This is a genomic window from Roseomonas rosulenta (assembly GCF_016106005.1).
In the GTDB taxonomy this organism is placed as follows: domain Bacteria; phylum Pseudomonadota; class Alphaproteobacteria; order Acetobacterales; family Acetobacteraceae; genus Neoroseomonas; species Neoroseomonas rosulenta.
In genome coordinates this window covers 1-20939 of sequence record NZ_JACADR010000058.1, presented here as the reverse complement: position 1 = coordinate 20939, position 20939 = coordinate 1, and the positions used below count along the sequence as shown (strand labels likewise).

At 71.7% G+C, this 20939-nt stretch carries 21 protein-coding genes and 1 pseudogene; 4 read left to right on the top strand and 18 right to left on the bottom strand.

Annotated elements, in window-relative coordinates:
* The 3 genes from HW578_RS09955 to rsmA form a co-directional block, all read left to right on the top strand.
* The coding region (locus HW578_RS09955) for an LPS-assembly protein LptD (protein WP_369407864.1) at positions 1-2186 on the top strand (2186 nt) is incomplete at its 5' end.
* 128 nt (positions 2187-2314) lie between these two features.
* Positions 2315-3649 (top strand): peptidylprolyl isomerase, encoded by a 1335-nt coding sequence (locus tag HW578_RS09950; protein WP_198370401.1) that lies wholly within the window; start codon positions 2315-2317, stop codon positions 3647-3649.
* A gap of 4 nt (positions 3650-3653) precedes the next feature.
* Complete coding sequence (gene rsmA / locus HW578_RS09945) at positions 3654-4481, top strand: 16S rRNA (adenine(1518)-N(6)/adenine(1519)-N(6))-dimethyltransferase RsmA (RefSeq protein WP_198370400.1); 828 nt, start codon at positions 3654-3656, stop codon at positions 4479-4481.
* Between the two features lies 1 nt (position 4482).
* Here the strand turns inward: rsmA and HW578_RS28415 are convergent, their stop codons facing one another.
* From HW578_RS28415 to HW578_RS09930, 3 genes are read right to left on the bottom strand one after another with little or no spacing between them, the layout of a single operon-like run.
* A complete protein-coding gene (locus HW578_RS28415; RefSeq protein ID WP_198370399.1) occupies positions 4483-5406 on the bottom strand; it encodes an AEC family transporter in 924 nt (307 codons plus the stop codon).
* A gap of 1 nt (position 5407) precedes the next feature.
* A complete protein-coding gene (gene gmk / locus HW578_RS09935; protein ID WP_198370398.1) occupies positions 5408-6043 on the bottom strand; it encodes a guanylate kinase in 636 nt (211 codons plus the stop codon).
* Entirely contained in the window at positions 6033-6938 is a 906-nt protein-coding gene (locus HW578_RS09930; RefSeq protein WP_232478841.1) for a YicC/YloC family endoribonuclease, read from the bottom strand. Before HW578_RS09930 ends, gmk begins: the two co-directional genes overlap by 11 nt.
* Before the next feature lie 30 nt (positions 6939-6968).
* On the opposite strand from HW578_RS09930, the gene HW578_RS09925 reads away from it, so the two are divergent.
* On the top strand, positions 6969-7754 hold the full coding sequence (locus HW578_RS09925; RefSeq protein ID WP_198370397.1) for an SDR family NAD(P)-dependent oxidoreductase: 786 nt from the start codon (positions 6969-6971) through the stop codon (positions 7752-7754).
* 49 nt (positions 7755-7803) lie between these two features.
* Here HW578_RS09925 and HW578_RS09920 read toward each other — a convergent pair whose 3' ends face one another.
* From HW578_RS09920 to HW578_RS09850, 15 genes and pseudogenes are all read right to left on the bottom strand, one after another.
* A complete protein-coding gene (locus tag HW578_RS09920; RefSeq protein ID WP_198370396.1) occupies positions 7804-8685 on the bottom strand; it encodes a DMT family transporter in 882 nt (293 codons plus the stop codon).
* Entirely contained in the window at positions 8673-9341 is a 669-nt protein-coding gene (locus HW578_RS09915) for a nitroreductase family protein (protein ID WP_198370395.1), read from the bottom strand. Before HW578_RS09915 ends, HW578_RS09920 begins: the two co-directional genes overlap by 13 nt.
* On the bottom strand, positions 9338-10666 hold the full coding sequence (locus HW578_RS09910) for a dihydroorotase (RefSeq protein ID WP_198370394.1): 1329 nt from the start codon (positions 10664-10666) through the stop codon (positions 9338-9340). Before HW578_RS09910 ends, HW578_RS09915 begins: the two co-directional genes overlap by 4 nt.
* Positions 10667-10974: 308 nt before the next feature.
* Positions 10975-11859, bottom strand: coding sequence for a TauD/TfdA dioxygenase family protein (locus tag HW578_RS09905; protein WP_198370393.1), 885 nt, complete (start codon positions 11857-11859; stop codon positions 10975-10977).
* Between the two features lie 131 nt (positions 11860-11990).
* Positions 11991-12767, bottom strand: a complete 777-nt coding sequence (locus HW578_RS09900) for an ABC transporter ATP-binding protein (RefSeq protein WP_198370392.1) — start codon at positions 12765-12767, stop codon at positions 11991-11993.
* Positions 12764-13549 (bottom strand): MlaE family ABC transporter permease, encoded by a 786-nt coding sequence (locus HW578_RS09895; RefSeq protein ID WP_198370391.1) that lies wholly within the window; start codon positions 13547-13549, stop codon positions 12764-12766. Before HW578_RS09895 ends, HW578_RS09900 begins: the two co-directional genes overlap by 4 nt.
* A gap of 4 nt (positions 13550-13553) precedes the next feature.
* Positions 13554-14648 (bottom strand): alanine racemase, encoded by a 1095-nt coding sequence (alr, locus tag HW578_RS09890; RefSeq protein ID WP_198370390.1) that lies wholly within the window; start codon positions 14646-14648, stop codon positions 13554-13556.
* Entirely contained in the window at positions 14645-15109 is a 465-nt protein-coding gene (locus HW578_RS09885; RefSeq protein ID WP_369407863.1) for a GNAT family N-acetyltransferase, read from the bottom strand. Before HW578_RS09885 ends, alr begins: the two co-directional genes overlap by 4 nt.
* Positions 15102-16613, bottom strand: coding sequence for a replicative DNA helicase (locus tag HW578_RS09880; protein WP_198370389.1), 1512 nt, complete (start codon positions 16611-16613; stop codon positions 15102-15104). Before HW578_RS09880 ends, HW578_RS09885 begins: the two co-directional genes overlap by 8 nt.
* Before the next feature lie 864 nt (positions 16614-17477).
* The gene (locus tag HW578_RS09875; protein ID WP_198370388.1) at positions 17478-17633 is read right to left on the bottom strand and encodes a hypothetical protein; all 156 of its coding nucleotides are present in this window, start codon (positions 17631-17633) and stop codon (positions 17478-17480) included.
* A gap of 38 nt (positions 17634-17671) precedes the next feature.
* Positions 17672-18901 (bottom strand): SAM-dependent methyltransferase, encoded by a 1230-nt coding sequence (locus tag HW578_RS09870; protein ID WP_198370387.1) that lies wholly within the window; start codon positions 18899-18901, stop codon positions 17672-17674.
* A 117-nt stretch (positions 18902-19018) separates the two neighbouring features.
* On the bottom strand, positions 19019-19585 hold the full coding sequence (gene rplI / locus HW578_RS09865) for a 50S ribosomal protein L9 (RefSeq protein ID WP_198370386.1): 567 nt from the start codon (positions 19583-19585) through the stop codon (positions 19019-19021).
* Complete coding sequence (locus HW578_RS09860; RefSeq protein WP_198370385.1) at positions 19582-20487, bottom strand: DUF2232 domain-containing protein; 906 nt, start codon at positions 20485-20487, stop codon at positions 19582-19584. Before HW578_RS09860 ends, rplI begins: the two co-directional genes overlap by 4 nt.
* Before the next feature lie 7 nt (positions 20488-20494).
* On the bottom strand, positions 20495-20773 hold the full coding sequence (gene rpsR / locus HW578_RS09855) for a 30S ribosomal protein S18 (protein ID WP_198370384.1): 279 nt from the start codon (positions 20771-20773) through the stop codon (positions 20495-20497).
* A 6-nt stretch (positions 20774-20779) separates the two neighbouring features.
* A pseudogene (locus HW578_RS09850) lies at positions 20780-20939 on the bottom strand (30S ribosomal protein S6); the annotation flags it as partial.

The following is a 20939-nucleotide window of genomic DNA, read 5'->3' as shown; positions in this document are numbered from 1 at the left end:
AGCAGTCCGCGCTGCCGCCCATCGTCGCGCCGCAGGACGTCGCCACCTCGCTGCCCGGCCAGCCCGCCCCGGCCGCTGCCGCCGCGCAGCCGGCCCGCGACCAGCCGGTCACCTTCACCGCCGAGGAAGTGGAGTACGACCAGAACCGTGCCGTCGTGGTCGCCCGCGGGCGGGTCGAGGCCTGGCAAGGCAACCGCGTCGTGCGCGCCGACGAATTCACCTACGACCGCAACACGGGCGTGGCCACCGCGCGCGGCAACGTCCAGCTGATCGAGGCCGACGGCCAGGTCATCTTCGCGGACTCGATCGTGCTCGAGAACCAGTTCCGCGACGGCGTGATCGAGGGGCTGCGCGGGCTCCTCACGCAGAACGGGCGTGTCGCGGCGAACAGCGCGCGGCGCACGGGCGGGTCCATCTTCGACCTCTCGCGCGTCGTCTATTCATCCTGCAATGCCTGCGAGGATGACCCGCTCGCGCCGCCGCTGTGGCAGGTGCGCGCGCGCACCGCGACGCTCGACCAGGAGGCGCGCCAGGCACGCTACCGCGACGCGGTGGTGGAGTTCGCGGGCATCCCGACCTTCTGGACGCCCTACCTGCAGCACCCGGCGGGCGATGCGCCGCGGCAGTCCGGCTTCCTCAGCCCGACCTTCGGCATCACGAGGTTCCTCGGCGGCTTTGTCGAGACGCCCTACTACTGGGCGATCGACCAGAGCCAGGAGCTCGTGCTGCGGCCGCAGATCGCGACGCAGGCGGCACCCAATCTCGGCCTCGAATACCGCCGCCGCTTCAACTTCGGGGAGATTTCGGCCGAAGGCTCGCTGGGCTACCTGAACGGCGACCAGAACACGCCCGAGGGCTTCGCCGGGCACATCTTCTCGCGCGGGCGCTTTGCGATCGACGAGACCTGGCGCACCGGCTTCGACTTCAATCGCGCAAGCAGCGAGGACTACCTGCGCATCTACCGCTACGGCGCCCGCCGGCGGCTCGATTCGAACGTCTTCACCGAGGGCTTCTGGGGACCGGACGCCTATGCCCGCGTCGATGCACGCATCTTCCAGGGCCTGCGCCCGACCGACAACACCAGCCTGATCCCGACGGTGGGTCCCAACGTCTACCTCGACTGGCGCGCACCGGTGGATTCGCTGGGCGGCACGCTGACCTTCGACACCTGGAACTTCGCGGTGTTCCGGTCCGGGGGCACCAACACCCAGCGCGGTGCATTCAGGCTCGGCTACGACCTGCCGATGCGCGACGGGCTGGGCGGCGTCTGGACGCTGCGCGCGCAATCCGACATCGCCTCCTATGCCTTCACCGACCTCGCGCTGGCGCCCAACAACTCGACCACGGCGAATGACGGCACAGCGGCGCGCGCCAATATCCGCGCCGGGCTGGCCTGGCGGATGCCCTTCGTGCGCCCGGCCGGCGAGTATGGCCACCAGGTGATCGAACCGATGCTGCAGGTGGTCGGCGGCCCGCTCACCGGCAGTCAGTCCAGCGTGCCCAACGAGGACAGCATCGACTTCGAATTCACCGATGCCAACCTGTTCAGCCTGAACCGCTTCTACGGCCGCGACCGGCAGGAAGGCGGCACGCGCTTCGACTACGCGCTGCGCGGCGCCTGGTACTTCCCCAATGGCGGCATGCTCGAGGGACTCGCCGGGGCCTCCTATCGCACGCAAGCCGATGGCGGGCCGTTCTATGCCGGCAGCGGCGTCGAGAACCGCGCCTCCGACTACGTGGCGCGCGCGCGGATCAGGCCGGTGCCGTGGCTGGAATTCCTCGGCCGCGGCCGCTTCGCCAACGAGAACGGCGACCTGCGCTTCGTGGATCTCGCGACCAATGTCAGCCTGGAGACGCGCACCACTCTGACTGCGGGCTACCTGTACACGCCCGCCGCGCCCTACCTGACGCCGGTGCAGCCGCGCAACGAGGTGGCGGGCGGCCTGCAGCAGCAATGGGGCAACTGGCGCTTCGGCGCCTACGCGCGCTACAGCATCGAGAACAACCGCCCCGTCGTGGTCACCGCCTCCGTCACCTACGAGGACGAGTGCTTCCTGTTCGAGACCCGCTTCCTCAAGCGCTTCGCCGAGGACCCCTCGACCAACAACCTCTATCCCGCCAACACCATCCTGCTGTTCCGGATCGGCCTCAAGACGATCGGCGATGTCGGCTTCCGCGCGATCTGAGGGGGCCTTCGGAGCCTCGCCCGATGGCGCGTCCCGCAGTCCGGCACCGGCGGTCCCAGGCGGCCGGGGGCGCGCTGTGCCTCGCCGCGCTTTCCCGGGCCTGCGCCGGGTCGTATGAAGGCACCGCCATGACCGCCGCGACGCATACCCCCCTCCGGACACCGCTGCTGGCCCTGCTGGCCGCGATGCTCCTCAGCCTGTCCGCCCCGGCGGCGCCGGCGCGCGCGCAGGCCAACCGGGTCGCCGCCGTGGTGAACGGCGATGTCATCACCGCCAACGAGGTCGCGAGCCGCCGGCGGCTGCTGGCGCTCACCGCCGGCATGACCGGGGACGGGCCGGGGCGCGCCAACGACCAGATCGTGCGCCTGCTGGTGGATGAACGCCTGCGCACCCAGGAGGTGGCGCGCCGGCGCATTCCCGTGACCGACGCCGACATCGCCGGCGCGGTCGGCGAGATCGAGAGCCGCAACAACCTGCCCCCCGGCGGCCTGCGCGACAACCTGCGCCGCGCGGGCATCGACGCGCGCGTGCTCTACGACCAGATCCGCGCGCAGATCGGCTGGAACCGCCTGCTGCGGTCGCAACTCGGCGGCCAAGCCACGATCTCGCAGGCCGAGATCGACGAATACGTGAATGCCGCGCGCGCGCGCACCGGCCAGCCGGAATTCCTGGTCTCCGAGATCTACATCCCGGTCTCCAACCCGGGCCAGGACGCCGAGGTCCGCCGCTTCGTCGACGACGTGATCGCGCGGCTGCGCCAGGGCGCGCCCTTCCCGATGGTGGCGACCCAGTTCAGCCAGTCGCAGACCGCGCTGCTCGGCGGCGACCTCGGCTGGGTGCAGCCCGACCGGCTCGACCCCGAAGTCGCCGCCGTGGTGCGCCAGATGCCCGAAGGCGCCGTCTCCAACCCGATCCGCGTGCCCGGCGGCTTCGTGATCGCGCAGCTGCGCCAGAAGCGCATCGCGGGGCGCGACATCGCGACCATGATCTCGGTCCGCCAGGCCTTCTTCCCCTTCGAGGGCCAGGTGAACCCGGCGGCCCCCACCGCCCAGCAGCTTCGCCAGGTCGAGGCGGCGCAGCGCCTGTCCGAGACCGCGCGCGGCTGCGAGGCGGTCGAGGCCGCGGCGCGTGGCGGCCCGCGCGCCGCCGATCCCGGCCAGATCCGCCAGGATGCCGTCAATCCGCCCGAGCTGCGCGAGCTGCTGACCAACCTGCCGATCGGCCGGCCGACCCAGCCGATCGTCTCGCCCGACGGCGTGCTGGTGATTGCCGTCTGCGCGCGCGAGACGCGCAACCTGGCCGAACTCACGCCCGAGCAGGCGCGCGACCGGCTGCTGCGCGAGCGTGTGGAACTCATTTCCCGCCAGGTGCTGCGCGACCTGCAGCGGCGCGCGCAGATCGACATCCGCAACCAGGCCAACGAAGCCCCCGCCGCCGCCCAGCCGCCCCAGCGGCGCGGCTGATCCCGTGTCCGACCACGGCCTGCCCAGCCTGCGCGAGACGGTCGCGCGGCACGGGCTCGATGCGCGCAAGGCGCTCGGGCAGCATTTCCTGCTCGACCCCGCGGTCTGCGCGCGCATCGCGGCGCTGGCGGGGGATCTTTCAGATCGGCACGTGCTCGAGGTCGGCCCTGGACCGGGCGGGCTGACACGCGCGCTGCTCGCCACGCCGGCGGCGCAGGTGGTGGCGGTGGAACTCGACCGCCGCGCGGTGGCGGCGCTGGCGGAACTCGAAGCGGCGCATCCGGGGCGCCTGCGCGTGCAGGAGGGCGATGCGCTGCGCATCGACCCGGCGGCGCTGCTGCCGGCGCCGCGGCGCATCATCGCGAACCTGCCCTACAACGTCGCCTCGCCGCTCCTGGTCGGCTGGCTGCGCGGTGCGGCTGCGATCGAAGGCATGACCCTGATGTTCCAGCAGGAGGTGGCCGAGCGCATCTGTGCCGCCCCCGACACGCCGGCCTATGGGCGGCTTGCGGTGCTGGCGCAGTGGCGCTGCCGCTGCGACCTGCTGCTGCGCCTGCCGCCCGGCGCCTTCTCCCCGCCGCCCAAGGTGTGGTCCGCCGTTGTCGGCTTCACGCCCCACGCTGATGACCCTGGCGCCGCGCTGTTCGCGGCCATGGAGCGGACCACTGCCGCCGCCTTCGGGCAGCGCCGCAAGATGCTGCGCGGCGCGTTGAAGTCGCTCGGCGACGCGCCGGGCCTGCTGGCGGCGGCGGGCATCGACGGCGCGCGGCGGGCGGAGACGCTCACCGTCGCGGAATTCGACAGGCTCGCGCGCCTGGTGGCGGCGCGCTGACCTATCCTCGGAACCAGGCGAGCACCGCCGCCACGGTGAAAACGGAGATCACGGTCGAGACCAGCACCGTCGCGCCCGAGCGTTCCGCCCCGACCGCATAGCGCCGCGCCAGCATGAAGGCGTTGGCGCCGGTGGGCAGCGCCGCCGTCGTCACCGCCACCGCGGTCTCGAGCGGCCCGAGGCGGAAGGCCAGGCACAGCCCCCAGACCAGCAGCGGCAGCATCGCCAGCTTCAGCACCAGCGCCCAGGCGACATCGCGCAGCGATCCCGCGAGCCGGAACGAGGCCAGCGACCCGCCCAGGCAGAACAGCGCGAGCGGCGGGCTCGACGCGCCGAGCAGTTCCAGCGTGCGCCGCAGCGCCGAGGGCACCGGCAGGCCCAGCGTGCTCCAGACGAGTGCGACGACCACCGACATCACGATCGGGTTGCGCATCACGCCGCTGAGCGTCGCGCGCAGCACGCGCGTCAGCGGCGCGTGGCGATGCAGGCCCAGCTCCGCCACCACCGTGCCGAGGCTCAGCAGCACCATGGAATGCAGCGCGATCAGCGCCAGCAGCACCGCCACCCCCGCCTGCCCATAGGCCGCGGCGGTGAGCGGGATGCCCATCATCACCGTGTTGCCGAAGGTGCAGTTCAGCGCGAAGAGCCCGCCTTCCGCCAGGTTCAGCCCGAGATGCCGCAGCGCGATCCACAGCGCTGCGCCATAGACCACGAGCGCGGCGAGGAAGAAGGCCAGGGCCGCCGGTCCGCCGCCCGTATTGCCCGAGGTGCCGCCGGCAAACAGCAGCGCCGGGGATGCGATGGTGAAGGTGAACCAGATCAGCGTTCGGAAGCCCGCCTCGTCCACCCATTTCCAGGCCGCCGCGGCCCAGCCCATCGCGATGATCGCGAAGACCGGTGCGACGATCTCGAGGATGATCGCCACGCTATCCCGCGAGCAGCCGCGCGATGAAGCCTGCCATGCCGGGCTGGCGGCGGCGCTCGCTGCGCGCCGCGTGTAGGATGGCGCGCACCTGCGCGACCGTGTGCGCGAAGTCGCGGTTCACCACCACATGGTCGAACTCGTCCCAGTGCGTGATCTCCTGCCGCGCGGCGGCCATGCGGCGCGCAATCTCGACCTCGCTGTCCTGGCCGCGGCCGCGCAGCCGCGCCTCGAGGTCGGGCAGGGAAGGCGGCAGCAGGAAGACGCCGACCACGTCCTCGGGCAGCGCCGCCTTCATCTGGCGATGGCCCTGCCACTCGATGTCGAAGAGCACGTCGCGGCCGGCCGCGAGCGCGGCCTCCACCGGCCCGCGCGGCGTGCCATAGGCGCGGCCGAGGAAGCGCGCATGTTCCAGGAATTCGCCCGCCGCGGCCATGGCGTCGAACGCATCCTCGGTCTTGAAGAAGTAGTGGACGCCCTCCTGCTCGCCGGGCCTTGGCGGGCGCGTGGTGGCGCTGACCGAGAGCGAGAGGTTGGGCTCGGTCTCCAGCAGCGCGCGCGAGACCGAGGTCTTGCCCGCCCCCGGCGCGGCCGCGAGCACCAGGCAGAGGCCGCGCCGCGGCGCCGCGTCATTCGACATTCGCCGACTGCTCCTTCAGGCGCTCGATCGCCGCCTTCAATTCGAGCCCGATGCGGGTGAGCGCCGTGCTGGCCGACTTGCTGCACAGGGTATTCGCCTCGCGCACGAATTCCTGGGTGAGGAAATCGAGCTTGCGGCCGATCGCCTCGCCCGAGGCGAGCAGGCGCCGGGCCTCGGCGATGTGGGCCGACAGGCGGTCGAGCTCCTCGCGCACGTCGGACTTGGTCGCGAGCAGCGCGACCTCCTGCGCCAGGCGGTCCTCCGGCACGCGGCGCTCGCCCTCGAGCAGTGCGGCCAGGCTCTCGCGAAGGCGCGCGGCATGCAGGGCGGGCTGGCCGGCGGCTTCGGTCGCGGCGAGGCCGTGCAGCGCGGCCACCTCGTCGAGCAGCACGCCCAGGATCTCGGCGAGCTTCGCTCCCTCCGCGCGGCGCGCCGCGACCAGGCCATCGAGCGCGCGCGCGAAGGCAGCGGCGATGGCGGCGCGCTTGGCGTCCTCCTCCGCCTCGTCCGGTTCGGCGACCTCGGCGCGCAGCACGCCAGGCAGGGTCAGCAGCGCCTCGGCGCGCGGCGGCGGTGCGCCCGGGATGCGCGCGGCGAGGTCGAGGGCGAGACGCAGCGCCTGGTCCAGCGCCACCGGATCGGGAGTGAGGCGCGCCCCGGCCCGGTCCTCGCGCTTGACCGTGAGCGTCCCATTGACGTTGCCGCGCTTCAGCACCCGTCCGGCGGCCTCCTTGAGCGGCGCCTCCAGCGCGTCGAAGCCGCCCGGCAGGCGGAGCCGGACATCGAGGCCCCGCCCGTTGACGCTGCGCAATTCCCAGATGAAGGAGGAGCCGTCGGCCAGGGTTCCGCCCTCGCGGGCGAAGCCGGTCATGGAGGAGAGGGGGTGTGCGGCCATGGCGCCGCTTCTCCCCCCGGAAGGGTCGCGATGCAAGCCGCATGGACGCATGTGCTGATCACGGGGGCCTCCTCGGGCCTCGGGCGTGCACTGGCGGAGGCCTGCGCGCGGCCGGGCGCCGTGCTGCACCTGTCCGGCCGCGATGCGACGCGGCTGGAAGCGACGGTCGCCGCCTGCCGGGCCAAGGGTGCCGAGGTGCGCCCGGCGGTGCTCGACGTGACCGACGCCGCGGCGATGGCGAACTGGATCGGCGGGGCAGGGCGGCTCGACCTGGTGGTGGCGAATGCCGGCATCTCGGCCGGCACGGGTGGGCTCACGGAACCGCCGGCGCAGTCTCGTGCGATCTTCGCCACCAACGTGACCGGCGTGCTCAACACCGCGCTGCCGGCGATCGAGGCCATGGCGGCGCAGGCGCCCGGCCCCGACGGCGTGCGCGGGCGGGTGGCGGTGATCGCCTCGCTGGCGGCCTTCGTGGCCGCGCCCGGCGCGCCGGCCTATTGCGCCACCAAGGCCGCCGTGCAGCGCTGGGCGGAGGCGCTGGATGCGACCGAGCGCGCCCGCGGCATCCGCCTGCACGCGGTCTGCCCGGGCTATGTCCGCACGCCCATGACGGCGCTCAACGCCTTCCCCATGCCCTTCCTGATGGATGCGGAGGAGGCGGCGCGCCGCACGCTGGCGGGCATCGCGCGCGGGCGGGTGCGGATCGCCTATCCCTGGCCGACCTACGCGATGGCGCGGCTCGCGGGTGCGCTGCCGCCGGCGCTGACGGCCTGGATCTTCTCCCGCATGCCGGCGAAGGGGCAGGCTGACGCCTGATCCGCGGAGGCGGAATCGCCGGAGCGGTGAATCAGCCGCCGCCGACGCATCACCGGCGCGACGTGACCAGCCAGACCGAGGCCAGCACCACCGCGCCCCCCGCCACCACCTGCCAGGATGGCACCTCCCCCAGCCACACCGCCGCGATGGCGGTGGAGAAGACCGGCTGGATGTAGCCCACCATCGCCGAATCCGCCGCCCGCGCGCGCATCGCCAGGCCCAGGAACAAGGTCAGCGGCACCGCCGTCGCGAAGATCGCGAGGATCACCGCCACCACCCAGACATCGACCGGCTGCACAAGCGCGCCGGGTCCGTCCACCGCGAGCGCCAGGCTGCCCGAGAGCACGCCCGAGACCAGCTGCTGCCCCAGCGCCAGGGCCGCCGCCGGCCCGCAATCCGCGCGGCGCACCCAGATCGTGCTGAGCGCATAGGAGATGGTCGCCCCCAGGATCAGCAGCGCGCCCGTCACGCTGCCGCCTTGCAGGCCGCCCGACCCCACCACCAGCGCGATGCCGACGAAGCCGAGCACGATGCCCGTCAGCATGCGCGGCGTCGGCTTCTCGTTCTGCAGCAGCACGCCGGCCAGCAGCGTCAGGATCAGCGGCCCGGCCGCCTGCACGAGCGAGGCGGGTGCGGCCTCCATCCGCTGCAGCGCCAGCGGGATCAGCGTATTCGGAATGACCCCGCTCAGCACGCCGAGCACCAGCGAGGTGATCACCACGCTGCGCGAGATGCCGCCCAGCTCGCGGCGGAACCACAGGAAGGCGAAGACCGCCACCGCCGCCAGCGCGCCACGCACGCCCGCCACCGCGAAGGGCGGCATGTGAAGCGCCAGGTAGCGGATCAATGGGTAGGCGGCGCCCCACAGCGCGCTGATGACGATCAGCCGCGTCCACAGCGCCGCACCGCTGAGCGGCGTCAGCGATCCCACCCCTGGAAGCTGCAGAATTCCGCGGCTGGTGCGCGTTCCGTCACCAGGGCGTTCTCCGGCGCCGCGGGGTCGGCATGGCCCAGCGCCATGCCGCAGACCACCACCTCGTTCGCCGGAATGTTCAGCATGGCGCGGATGGTGCGGTGATGCGGCGCGAAGGCGGCCTGCGGGCAGGTGTCGAGGCCCATACCCCGCGCCACCGTCATGACGTTGCCGAGGAAAATCCCGTAGTCGAGCCAGGAGCCGATCTCGAGCCGCCGGTCGATGGTGAAGATCAGCCCCACCGGCGCGCCGAAGAAGGTGAAGTTGCGCGCGTGCTGGCGCTGCATCTTCTCCGTCTCGCCCCGCGCGATGCCGAGCAGGCCATACAGGTCCCAGCCCACCTTGCGGCGGCGCGACAGGTAGGGCTCGAAGAAGGCCTCGGGGTAGTAGCGGTACTCGGCCTCGACCTTCGCGCCCGCCTCCGCCACCAGCGCCTCGGTCAGCGCGCGTAGCGGCGCGCCGGTGAGCGCATAGCCGCGCCAGGGCTGCATGTTGGTGCCCGAGGGCGCGCGCGCGGCGATGTCGAGGATACGCTCGACATCCGCCCGCGGCACCGGCGTGGGCAGGAAGGCGCGGATCGACCGGCGGGAGGCGATGGCCTCCTCGGCTGTCACCGATGCGTCTCGGCGAAGGACACCGGGCGACCGGTCGGCGCGCCCAGCACCTCGTCCTCGCGCATCACCGCGCGGCCGCGGATGATGGTCGCGACCGGCCAGCCCGTGCAGACCGTGCCGTCGAAGGGCGTCCAGCCGCAGGGCGAGGCGAGCCAGTCGTTGCGGATCATGCGCTGGCGCTTGAGGTCGACCAGCGTGAAGTCCGCATCGTAGCCGGCCGCGAGCCGCCCCTTGTTCAGCGCGCCATAGACCCGCGCCGGGCCGGCACACATCAGGTCCACCAGGCGCGAGATCGACAGCCGGCCGGAGGTGACATGGTCGAGCATCAGCGGCACCAGCGTCTGGATGCCCGTCAGCCCCGCGGCGGTATTGGGCCAGGGGCGTTCCTTCGCCTCGCGCGAATGCGGCGCGTGGTCCGATCCGATGCAGTCCACGGTGCCGTCGTTGACCGCGGCCCAGGCGGCATCGAGGTGCCGCTGGTCGCGGATCGGCGGGTTCATCACCGCATAGCCGCCGAGCCGGTCATAGGCCTCGTCGGTCTGGGTGAGGTGGTTGAGCAGCACCTCGACCGTGCAGACGTCGCGGAAGTCACGCAGGTAGGCGAGTTCCTCGGCGGTCGAGACGTGCAGGATATGCGCCGCGCGCCCGGTCTTGCGCGCCAGCGCCATCAGCCGCTTGGTGCCGAGCATCGCGGTCTCGACATCGCGCCAGACCATGTGGTTGCGATGCGGCATGCCGGGGGTGAACATCGGCTTGCGTTCCTGCAGCCGGTATTCATCCTCGGAATGGTAGCAGATGCGCCGGCGGCCGGACCGCATCACGGCTTCCAGGCTTGCGTCGTCCTCGACCAGCAGGTCGCCCGTGGACGACCCGGCGAAGACCTTGATCGCGCAGACATTGGGCTGGAGCTCGAGCTCCGCCAGCTCGGCGATGTTCTTCTTCGACGCGCCCACGTACAGGCCGACATCGCACCAGGCGCGGCCCGACAGGAAGGCGCGCTTCTCGTCCAGGATGTCGCGGCTCGTCACCGACTTCGCGGTGTTGGGCATGTCGAAGACGGCCGCGAGGCCGCCCAGGATCGCCGCCTTCGTGCCGGTCTCGATCGATTCGACCGAGGCGTCGCCCGGATCGCGCAGATGCACATGCGGGTCGATCAGCCCGGGCAGGACATGCAGCCCGGCGCAGTCGATCGTCTGGGCAGCCTCGGCCGTGCGCAGGTCGCCCAGCGTCGCGATGCGCCCGTCGCGCACGGCGACATCTGCCGCCTCGACACCCCAGGGGGTCACGACATGCCCGCCCTTCAGGATGAGATCATAGCGTTCCATGGCAGCCCTCCGTTCGCGACGACACCTATGTCGCACCATGGAGCGGGGCGGGGAAGGCGGGGGACGTTGGAGAGGGGCTCCGGCCCTCTCCAAACCTCACCCCGCCAGGGGGCAACGGCCCCTTGGATCCGCGGATTTGTAATCGGGGAGATTGGGGAGGGGCACGGCGCGACCGTCGCGCAGGTCATCGCCGACGATGCCCCTCCCCACTCTCCCCGATCAAGTCGAGGGGTCCAGGGGCCCTTCGGCCCTTGGTGGGTGGGGGGCCGGGGGAGGGCAAAGCCCTCCCCCGTGCCGCACCCCTGCCATCACGCCGCCTGCTGTTCCAGCGTGGGTGCCACGTCCATCAGTGTCACGCGGCGCATGTCGCGCGGGTAGGTGGTGTCCTCGAAGGGCCGGGCGCGGTGCAGCGTGCAGCGGTTGTCCCACATCACGAGGTCGTTCTGTGTCCAGTGGTGGCGGTAGACGAAGTCGCGTTGCGTCGCGTGTTCCGTCAGGTCGCGGATCATCGCCATGCCTTCGGGGATGGGCATGCCGTCGACGCGGCCGATATGGGCGGAGAGGTAGAGCGAGGCCCGCCCCGAGCCCGGATGCCGACGCACCAGGCGCTGCGGGACGGGCGCGAAGGCCTTCTTCTCCTCAGCCGTGTACTCGTCGAAGCCGAGCTGCGCGCGCGAATAGATCAGCGAGTGCCAGGTGGTGAGGTCCTTGATCTTCGCCTTGGTGCGGTCGGGCAGTGCGTCCCAGGCGGCGCGCATGTCGGCGAATTCCGTCTCACCGCCCTCGGGCGGGATCACGCGGGCGTGCAGCATGGAATACATGGCCGGCGTCGGCTTGAAGGACGAATCACTGTGCCAGAGCCGGTTGCCCAGCGCGAACATGCGCCGCCGGTCATCGGCGGCCAGCAGGCTGCCATCAGTGTCGAGGTTGGAGATGTCGTTCATCTCCTGGTGCTTCAGGCGGTGCTTGTGCGCATCGACCACGCCGCGCGTGGCTTCGAGCGTGCCGAGCGCGCGGCCGAAATCCATCTGCTGGTCGTCGTCCAGCGCCTGGCCCGGGAAGACGAGCACGGCGTAGGTGTCCATAGCGCGGTGGATCTCCGCGGCGAGGTCCGGTGAGACGGGCTTTCGCAGGTCGATGCCGGTCGCCTCGGCGACAAACAGCGGATGCAGCGGCTTGAGCGTGAGCGGCATGGGCGGCGTTCCTCGGATGCGGCCCGGTCCGCCGGCGGGCGGCCGGGCTTCGTGCCGGCAGGGTCGCGCCGGCGGGGGGCGCCGGTCAAGCGCGCCTGCACGGCGCGACGGTCAAGCGCGACGGCGCGGTGCTACCGCCGCAGTTCCATCTGGATCGGCCCCTCGCGGTCGCCGCGGGCGAACTGGTCCACCATGGCGTTGCCCGTATCGCCGAGGGCGGAGGCCGGGCCGGTCCAGACGATGCGCCCCTTGTGCAGCATGGCGGCGTCGTCGCCGATGCGCCGCGCGCTCGCCATGTCGTGGGTGATGGAGACCGCCGTCGCGCCCAGCCGCTTCACCACGTCCACGATCAGCCCGTCGATCACCGCGCCCATGATGGGGTCGAGCCCGGTGGTGGGTTCGTCGAAGAAGATGATGTCCGGCTCGGCGGCGATGGCGCGCGCCAGGCCCACGCGCTTTTGCATCCCGCCGGAGAGCTCGGCAGGCGAGAGGTCGCCGACGGAGGCCGCGAGGCCGACCTGTGCGAGCACCTCCGCCGCCTTGTCGCGCGCCTTCGACCGCGTGATGCGCTTCTGCGCCAGCAGCTTGAAGCAGACATTCTCCCAGACCGGCAGGCTGTCGAACAGCGCGCCGTTCTGGAACAGCATGCCGATGCGGTCGTTGAGCGCCTCGCGCTCGCGCCGCGGCATGGCCAGCACGTCGCGCCCATCCACCTCGATGCTGCCGGCATCCGGTTCGATCAGCCCCAGGATGCACTTGATCGTGACCGACTTGCCCGAGCCCGACCCGCCCAGGATCACCATGCCGTGCCCGGCGCGGATATCGAGGTCGACGCCATCCAGCACGCGCTTCTCGCCGAAGGCCTTGGACAGGCCGCGCAGGCGGATCTTGGGCGTCGCATCGCTCATGATGCGAAGAACAGCTCGGTCAGGATGTAGTCGAGGGCGAGGATCAGGATGGAGGAGGAGACCACCGCCGATGTGGTCGCGGCACCCACGCCCTGCGCGCCGCCGCGCGAATTGTAGCCGCACCAGCAGCCCATCAGCGTGATGACGAAGCCGAACACCGCCGCCTTCACCAGGCCCGAGACCACGTCCATTACCTCGAGGAAATCCATCGTGGCCTTGAGGTAGCCGGCCGAGCTGAAGCCGAGCTTCGTGGTGCCGATCAGCCAGCCGCCCATCACGCCGAGGATGTCGGCCACCAGCACCAGGAAGGGCAGGGCGACGACGCCCGCGAGCAGCCGCGGCGCTACCAGGTACTTCATCGGATTGGTGGAGAGCGTGGTCAGGGCATCGATCTGGTCGGTTACCCGCATGGTGCCGATCTCGGCGGCGAAGGCGGCACCGATCCGTCCGGCCACCATCAGGCTCGCGATGACCGGGCCCAGTTCGCGCGTGACCGACAGCACCACGACATTCGCCACGGCGCCTTCCGCGTTGAACCGCGCGAAGCCGGTATAGGATTGCAGTGCCAGCACCATGCCGGTGAAGACCGCGGTCAGCGCCACCACGGGCAGCGAGAAATACGCGATCTCGGCGAGGTGCCGGAGGAACAGCCGCCCGTAGAAGGGCGGGCGCAGCAGATGCGACAGGGCCAGGAGCGCGAACAGCGCCACGTCGCCTACCGTGCGGCAGGCAGCGAGCATGCCGCGACCCACCGCGGCCACCGGGTTCAGCACCAGGTCCAATCCCTCAGCCCCGGATGTAGTCGCGATGGTAGCGCGCGCCGAGGCCGGTCAGCATCTCGTAGCCGATGGTGCCCGCAAGCGCGGCCGCCTCGTCGGGCGTGCAGCCCGCGCCGCCGAGCACGGTGATGCGATCGCCCACCGCGATGTCGGGCCGGTCGGTCACGTCGAAGGTCGTCAGGTCCATGGACACCCGCGCCACGAGGGGAACGGGCCGGCCGCGACATTCGCCGAGGGCACGGCCCGAGAGGCTTCTCAGGTAGCCATCCGCATAGCCCACCGCAACCGTGGCGATGCGCGAGGGCCGCGGCGCGACCCAGGAGGCGCCATAACCCACGGAGGCGCCGGCCGGGATCGCGCGCAGCTGCAGCACTGGCGCGTCGAGCCGCATCACCTGCCGCATCGGGTTCGCGGCACCCGGCGTCGGATTGATGCCATAGAGCGCGCAGCCCGGCCGCGCGAGGTCCGAGGCGAAGTCCGCGCCGAGGAACATCCCCGATGAATTGGCCAGGGACCGCCGCATCGGCGGCAGCGCCGCGCAGGCCGCCGCGAAGCGCGCCGCCTGCGCGGCGTTGAGCGGATGCGCCGGTTCGTCCGCGCAGGCGAGATGCGTCATCGCGTAGAGCAGGTCGAGCCCCGCCAGCAGGGCGTGATCCTCGGCCAGCCGCGCCTGTTCCCCCGCATCGAGCCCGAGCCGCGCCATGCCGGTATCGAGGTGCAGGATCGCGCGGCGCGCCACCCCCGCCGCGCGACCCGCCGCGGCATGGGCCGCCAGGTCCTGCAGCCCGTTCAGCACCGGCACCAGCGCCGCGTCGCCGTCCTCGCCCGGGGCGAAGCCTTCCAGCACCGCGATCATCGGCCCGGCCCCGAGGGCCGCGCGCAGCGCCAGGCCCTCGCTGATGCAGGCCACGAAGAAGTGACGGCAGCCGGCGCTGCGCAGCGCGCGCGCCACCTCGATGGCGCCGAGCCCGTAGCCATCCGCCTTGACCACGCCCGCCACCGCGCCCGGCGCGCCGCGCGCGGCCAGATCGCGCCAGTTCGCGACGATGGCGGGCAGGTCGATGGTCAGCACCGGCTGGCCGGTCAGCGGCCCTGTGGTCATGCCAGGTCCATTCGATAGACGATGAAGCCCGACCGCGTCGCGATACGGTCATAGAGCAACCGCGCCGTCGCATTGCCCTCCTGCGTCTGCCAGTACAGCCGCGGCGCTCCGGCGGCCTTCGCCCGCGCGGCCGCCGCCTCGATCAGCGCGCGGCCCACGCCCTTGCCGCGCACGGATGGGGCGGCGAACAGGTCCTGCAGGTAGCAGGTCGGCCCCATCATGATGGTGTTGCGGTGGAAGACGATGTGCACGAAGCCGACCAGCGCACCCGCCTGTTCCGCGACGATCGCCTCCATCGGTTCGTAGCCGTCGAAGAAGCGCGCCCAGGTGGTGCGCGTCATGGCCTCGCTGACCGCGGTCGGGCCGCGGCGTTCGTAGAAGGCGTTGTAGCCCTCCCAGAGCGGCAGCCAGGCGTCGTAATCCCCGGGCCGCGCGGGGCGGATGGCGACGGCGTCAGTCACGCATCTGGTCCTCGTGTTGCGTGTCGAGGTCGCCGAAGCGCGTGAACTCGGCCTCGAAGAACAGCTTCACCGTGCCGGTCGGGCCGTGGCGCTGCTTGGCGATGATGAGCTCAGCCTTGTTGTGCGCCATCTCCATGTCCTTCTGCCACTTGTCGACCGCCTCGTGGAACTTGTCGGGGTTGTCGAAGGCGAGCTCCTTCGGCGCGCGCTGCATCAGGTAGTAGTCGTCGCGATAGACGAACATGACGACGTCGGCGTCCTGCTCGATAGACCCCGATTCGCGCAGGTCCGACAGCTGCGGGCGCTTGTCCTCGCGCGATTCCACCTGGCGGGAGAGCTGCGACAGCGCGATCACCGGCACCGCCAGTTCCTTCGCGATCGCCTTCAGCCCCTGGGTGATCATCGAGATTTCCAGCACGCGGTTCTCCGGCCGCGTGCCCGCCGCGGGGCGCATCAGCTGGAGGTAGTCCACGATCACCAGGTCGAGCCCGCGCGTGCGCTTGAGCCGACGGCAGCGGGTGCGCAGCGCGCTGATAGTGATGGCGGGCGTGTCGTCGATGTAGATCGGCAACGCGGCGATCTCGCGGCTGACCTCGACGAAGCGGTCGAAGTCGCGCTGGCCGATCTCGCCGCGGCGGATGCGGTCGCCGGAGATGCGCGCCTCCTCCGACAGCAGACGTGTGGCGAGCTGGTCCGCGCTCATTTCCAGCGAGAAGATCGCGACCCCGCCCTTGGGCACCGCGTTGGGGTCGGCATCGCGCGCCTCGCGCAATATGGCCTTTGCCGCGCCGAAGCCGATCTTGGTCGCGAGCGCGGTCTTGCCCATGCCCGGCCGCCCCGCGACGATCAGCAGGTCCGACTTGTGCAGCCCGCCCATCTTGGCATCGATGTCGCGCAGGCCGGTGGTCAGGCCGGAGACGCCGCCGGGCGTCGAGAAGGCCTTGGCGGCGTTCTCGACCGCGACCGCCAGCGCGCGGTCGAAGGTGATCGGCCCGCCTTCGCCGGCCGCGCCATCCTTCGACAGGTCGAACAGCGCCTGCTCGGCGGCTTCCAGCTGCTGGCCGGCATCGAGCTCCGCCTCGGCGCCGAAGGCACGGTTCACCACGACTTCGCCGAGGTCGATCAGCTGCCGCCGCAGCCAGGCATCGAAGATCACGCGACCGTATTCGCCCGCGTTGATGATGCCGACCATGGCCGAGAGCAGCTGCGCGAGGTAGGCCGGCCCGCCCACCTCTTCGAGCAGTCCGGAATGCTCGAACTCGGCGCGCAGCGTGACCACGTCGGCCAGCTGCCCGGCCTCCACGCGGCGCTGGATCGCCTGGAAGATGCGGCCATGGATCGGATCGGCGAAATGCTCGGGGGCGAGGAATTCGCTGACCCGCTCATAGGCCTTGTTGTTGGCCAGCAGCGCGCCGAGCAGCGCCTGCTCCGCCGCCAGGTTCGACGGCGGCATGCGCTGCGACAGGCCAAGAAGCCCGCCGCCCGCGGGATCGATTTCGTTCATGGCGCCATCATAGCGCCTGCGCGCGGCGGATGCCCCCGTCGGCGGGCTGCCCGCCTGTGGAACACGGGGATGGTCGGCAGCGGCCCTGCTCAGCGCGCCGACAGACTGGCCGCGACCTCCTGCGGCCTGAGGCGCGAGGATCGCCGGCGCCCTCGGGTAGGGCGTGCCAGCGCAGCGCGCCATCGCGTGCCACGACCTCCTCCTTGCTGCGGGCGGGCTCGGGCAGGGCGTCAATGCGCCTGGCCGGGGCGAAATCCACGAACTGCGATGCCGCCGTGTCATCGGCGCCGGCGATCCGCGGATCGCCAAGCGCGAGGCGACGACGCAGCCCGGGATCCGTCGCGGTGCGCCCGTCCATGCGGGTTGCGGCACGCTCGTAGTCGCCGCCTTGTCCGGCCCGTCGGTCCGGACGATCCGCATGCGCCACGAGGTTCGCCGCGATCTTCAGCCGCAGCGCGCCCCGCGCCGCGCACCGGGGCTTGCAGCAGGCTGCCCAGACGTTCTTTCGCCGTGAGGCCGGCGGGCAGGGGCCGCGCACCGTGGCCGCCCGCGCCGATCACGAGCCGCCGGTCGCCCGTGATATGCTCGCGTGCCAGCACGACCGTCCGGAGTTGCGAAGCCGCCGTTTCGTATCGTCCATCGAGGCGGCAGGACCCGAATGCGGCATCCGGTCCCGGCCAGAGGTCGCGCCAGCGCCAGGCCTGCAGCGGCCCCGCGCCGTCGAGCAGGGCGCACAGCGCGTCGCGCGATGCGAAGGGCTGGGATTCTTCGCCATCGCGCGGGAACACCCAGTCGGCGCCGCGCCTCACTGCCTCGCGCGCAACTGCATCTTGGCGCGATGTACGAAGCGCCAGACCGTGACCGTCAGCGTCCTCGCCGGGCCGCCAGCATCTCCGCCGTGCCGTCGCTCGAGGCATGGTCCACCACCCGCAGCTCGTCGAACAGCGCGGCGCAATAGCCGACGTCGTCGGGCAGGATGGCCGCCTCGCTGCGGATGATCGTCGGGGCGATCAGTCGCATGCGGGGCCGGCGCCGGGGGCGGGCCGCGGCCAACCGGATCAGGCCGATTCGCGCGCGCGCTGCGCCGCGGCGCCCTCGGCCGCGACGATGTAGTCGCGCGTCAGCGGCACGTTCTCCTGCCGTGGCGCCAGCTGCACCTGCCAGACCATGTGGCCCCAGTGGCGGAAGATCAGTTCCACGCCGGCCAGGTAGAATTCGAACATGCGGCAGAAGCGCTCGTCCTTCAGCGCGGCGATGGTGTCGCGGTTGCCGGCGAAGTGCGCGCGCCACTGCGCGATGGTCATCGCATAGTGCAGCCGCAGCACCTCGATGTCGGTGGCCCAGAGGCCCGAGGTCTCGATCGCCGGCAGCACTTCGGACAGGGCCGGGCAATAGGCGCCGGGGAAGATGTACTTCCTGATCCAGGGATTGGTAGCGCCGGGCCCGTCGGCGCGGCCGATCGCATGCACCAGCGCCACGCCGTCGGGCCGCAGCGCGCCGCGCAGCATGCGAAAGAAGCCGCGATACTGCGCGAGGCCCACATGCTCGAACATGCCGACCGAGACGATGCGGTCCACCGGCCTGCTCCAGGCGCGGTAGTCCAGCAGTTCGAAGGTCACGCGATCGGCGACGCCGGCTTCCGCGGCGCGCGCCCGCGCCACCTCGAGCTGCTCGGTCGAGAGCGTGATGCCGGTGACGCGCGCGCCGTGCTCCCGCCCCAGCGTGATGGCCATCCCGCCCCAGCCCGACCCGATGTCGAGCACCTCGAGCCCCGGCCGGTCGAGCAGCAGCTTCGCGGCGATGTGCCGCTTCTTCGCTGCCTGTGCTTCCTCGAGCGTCTCGCGCCCCGTCTCGAAATAGGCGCAGGAGTATTGCCGGTCCCGGTCGAGGAACAGCGAATAGAGCCGCCCGTCCAGGTCGTAGTGATGCGCGACGTTGCGCCGGGCGCGCGGCGCCGGGTTGATCTGCGCCAGCAGCCGCGTGATGCGCCGCAGGTGCTCGCGCAGCCGCTCGAACGGGTGCGACCCGCCCTGCGCGATGTTCAGCGTGAGGAATTCGAGAAGGTCGTAGATGGAGCAACCGATCGGCTCCACCTCGCCATCCATGTAGCCTTCGCCGAGGGCAAGGCCAGCGTTGAAGGTCAGGCGCCGCAGCGCGCGATCGGTGCGGATATGCATCCCCGCCCTAAGGTCGCCGCCATCGCCGTAGCGTCGTTCTGTCCCGTCCGGGTAGCGGACGGTGAGCGTGCCACGGCGGACCAGTCGCTTGAGGGCGAGGTGGAACAGCATCAAGGCTCCTCCCTGGCGAGGGAGAAGCATTGCATATCACGCATGGAGGGCGATAGGCCGCCGTGTGGCGATGCGGCACGCCAGGGGCGCGGGGGTCGCCCCCCGCGCCGTGTGGGGTCAGGCCCCTTCGGCCTGGCCGGCCGCCAGCTCCGCGGCGAGCTCGGCCTCGAGGCTCGCGGCCTCGGCCTCGTCCTCGGCCTCGACTCGCTCGCCGCGCGCCTGCTTCTCGGCTTCCTCGGGGCTGCGCGCCACGTTCACCACCACCGGGATGGCGACCTCGGGGTGCAGCGCGACCTGCACGGTGGTCAGCCCGACCGACTTGATCGGCTGGCCGAGCAGCACCTGCTCGCGCGTGACGGTCAGGCCCGAGGCCTTGCAGCCATCGGCGATGTCGCGCGTCGAGACGGAGCCGTACAGAGCGCCGCTCTCGCCCGCCTGGCGGATGATCACGATGGACAGGCCCGAGACGCGCTCGGCGATCCGCTCCGCTTCCTCGCGGCGCTTGATGTTCTGTGCTTCCAGCTGGGCGCGCTCGCGCTCGAACCGGGCGAGGTTGTCCTTGTTGGCGCGGATCGCCTTGCCGGTCGGGATCAGGTGGTTGCGCGCATAGCCCGGGCGGACCTTCACCAGCTCGCCCATCTGGCCGAGCTTGTCCACGCGCTGCATCAGGATGAGTTCGATCATGTTGTGCCTCCGGGCGGGCTCGAGCGCCGCCCCCATTGCTCGTAGAAACCGAAGGCCGTCACCGCGATCGCGGCCGGCACGCTGAGGATGACCAGCCCGGTGTAGAACACGCCGAGCATGAAGTTGCGGCCCGGCCGCCCGGCCGAGCGGCGATGCACCGCGGCGATTCCCTGCAGGAACACCGGCAGCAGCAGCACCAGCAGGACCGACAGCGCGACCACGTCGCCATCGCCCCCGAAGACCAGCCAGCCGGCGGCCCCCGCACCGGTCAGCGGCGGATACCAGCCGGGCAGGCGCACCTCGCTCCAGCGCGGGGTGGGGGCGAGCGCCCAGCCGGATCGGGCGAGGGCAGACTGCGCCGCCGCACCGTTCACCGAGAGCGACACCGCGGCCCAGAAGCCGAGTGCCGCCGCCATCACCTGCACGAGCTGGTCGACCGGCATCTGCGCGGCGCTGGACCCCATGCGCCGCAGCCCCTGTTCCACCGCGCCGCGCATCGCGCCTTCGAGCCCGCCGGGCAGGCCCGAGAAGCCAATGGCGCAGCCCAGGATCACCACCGCCGGCCACAGGCCGAGGATGGCGAGCGGCAGGCCCGGATCGATGCGCCCCTGGCGGAAGCCGGTCGCGACGATCAGCACCGCTGGAATGGCGAAGGCAACCAGGAACACCGCCATCGGCAACATGCCGGCGAGTGCTACATGGAGGACAGCGGCAAGCCCCGCCGCGCCCGCCATGGCCCCGGGGCCGAAGCCCAGCCCCGTGGCGAACAGCGGCAGCGGCGTCAGCCAGAAGGCGGCGAAGCCGAGCGGCAGGCCGCGCATCGCCCACAGCGACAGCACGGCGGCCACGAGGCCCCCTGCCGTTGCCGCGAGCCAGCGCGGATTGCCCAGCACGCCGCCCATGGCCTGGTCAGTCGTTGATCACGTAGGGCAGCAGCGCCAGGAAGCGGGCGCGCTTGATGGCCTGGGCCAACTCGCGCTGCTTCTTGCCGGAGACCGCCGTGATGCGGGACGGGACGATCTTGCCGCGCTCGCTCAGGAAGCGGGAGAGCAGGCGGACGTCCTTGTAGTCGATCTTGGGCGCCTGCGGGCCCGAGAACGGGCAGGACTTCTTGCGCCGGTAGAAGGGGCGGCGCGCGCCGACGGCGGGGCGGCGGCCGGCGGGGGTCAGGTCGGTCGATTCAGACATGGATGCTTACTCCTCGTGCCCGCCGGGGCCGTCCATCTCGTCGCGCGGGCGCGCGCGGAATTCCTCGCGGTCGTCGCCGCGCTCGCGTCCGCCGCCGCGGCCCGAGCCGAAGCGGCCGGCCGGGCGCGGGCCGCGGAAGCCGCGCTCGCGGTCACGGTCGTCGCCG

Coding starts and splice junctions, on each gene's coding strand:
- HW578_RS09950 (WP_198370401.1), top strand. CDS start 2,315: ATGACCGCCGCGACGCATACCCCCCTCCGGACACCGCTGCTGGCCCTG.
- gmk (WP_198370398.1), bottom strand. CDS start 6,043: ATGTCGAATGACGCGGCGCCGCGGCGCGGCCTCTGCCTGGTGCTCGCG.
- HW578_RS09930 (WP_232478841.1), bottom strand. CDS start 6,938: ATGGCCGCACACCCCCTCTCCTCCATGACCGGCTTCGCCCGCGAGGGC.
- HW578_RS09925 (WP_198370397.1), top strand. CDS start 6,969: ATGCAAGCCGCATGGACGCATGTGCTGATCACGGGGGCCTCCTCGGGC.
- HW578_RS09910 (WP_198370394.1), bottom strand. CDS start 10,666: ATGGAACGCTATGATCTCATCCTGAAGGGCGGGCATGTCGTGACCCCC.
- HW578_RS09905 (WP_198370393.1), bottom strand. CDS start 11,859: ATGCCGCTCACGCTCAAGCCGCTGCATCCGCTGTTTGTCGCCGAGGCG.
- HW578_RS09900 (WP_198370392.1), bottom strand. CDS start 12,767: ATGAGCGATGCGACGCCCAAGATCCGCCTGCGCGGCCTGTCCAAGGCC.
- alr (WP_198370390.1), bottom strand. CDS start 14,648: ATGACCACAGGGCCGCTGACCGGCCAGCCGGTGCTGACCATCGACCTG.
- HW578_RS09880 (WP_198370389.1), bottom strand. CDS start 16,613: ATGAACGAAATCGATCCCGCGGGCGGCGGGCTTCTTGGCCTGTCGCAG.
- HW578_RS09875 (WP_198370388.1), bottom strand. CDS start 17,633: ATGCGACTGATCGCCCCGACGATCATCCGCAGCGAGGCGGCCATCCTG.
- HW578_RS09870 (WP_198370387.1), bottom strand. CDS start 18,901: ATGCTGTTCCACCTCGCCCTCAAGCGACTGGTCCGCCGTGGCACGCTC.
- rplI (WP_198370386.1), bottom strand. CDS start 19,585: ATGATCGAACTCATCCTGATGCAGCGCGTGGACAAGCTCGGCCAGATG.
- HW578_RS09860 (WP_198370385.1), bottom strand. CDS start 20,487: ATGGGCGGCGTGCTGGGCAATCCGCGCTGGCTCGCGGCAACGGCAGGG.
- rpsR (WP_198370384.1), bottom strand. CDS start 20,773: ATGTCTGAATCGACCGACCTGACCCCCGCCGGCCGCCGCCCCGCCGTC.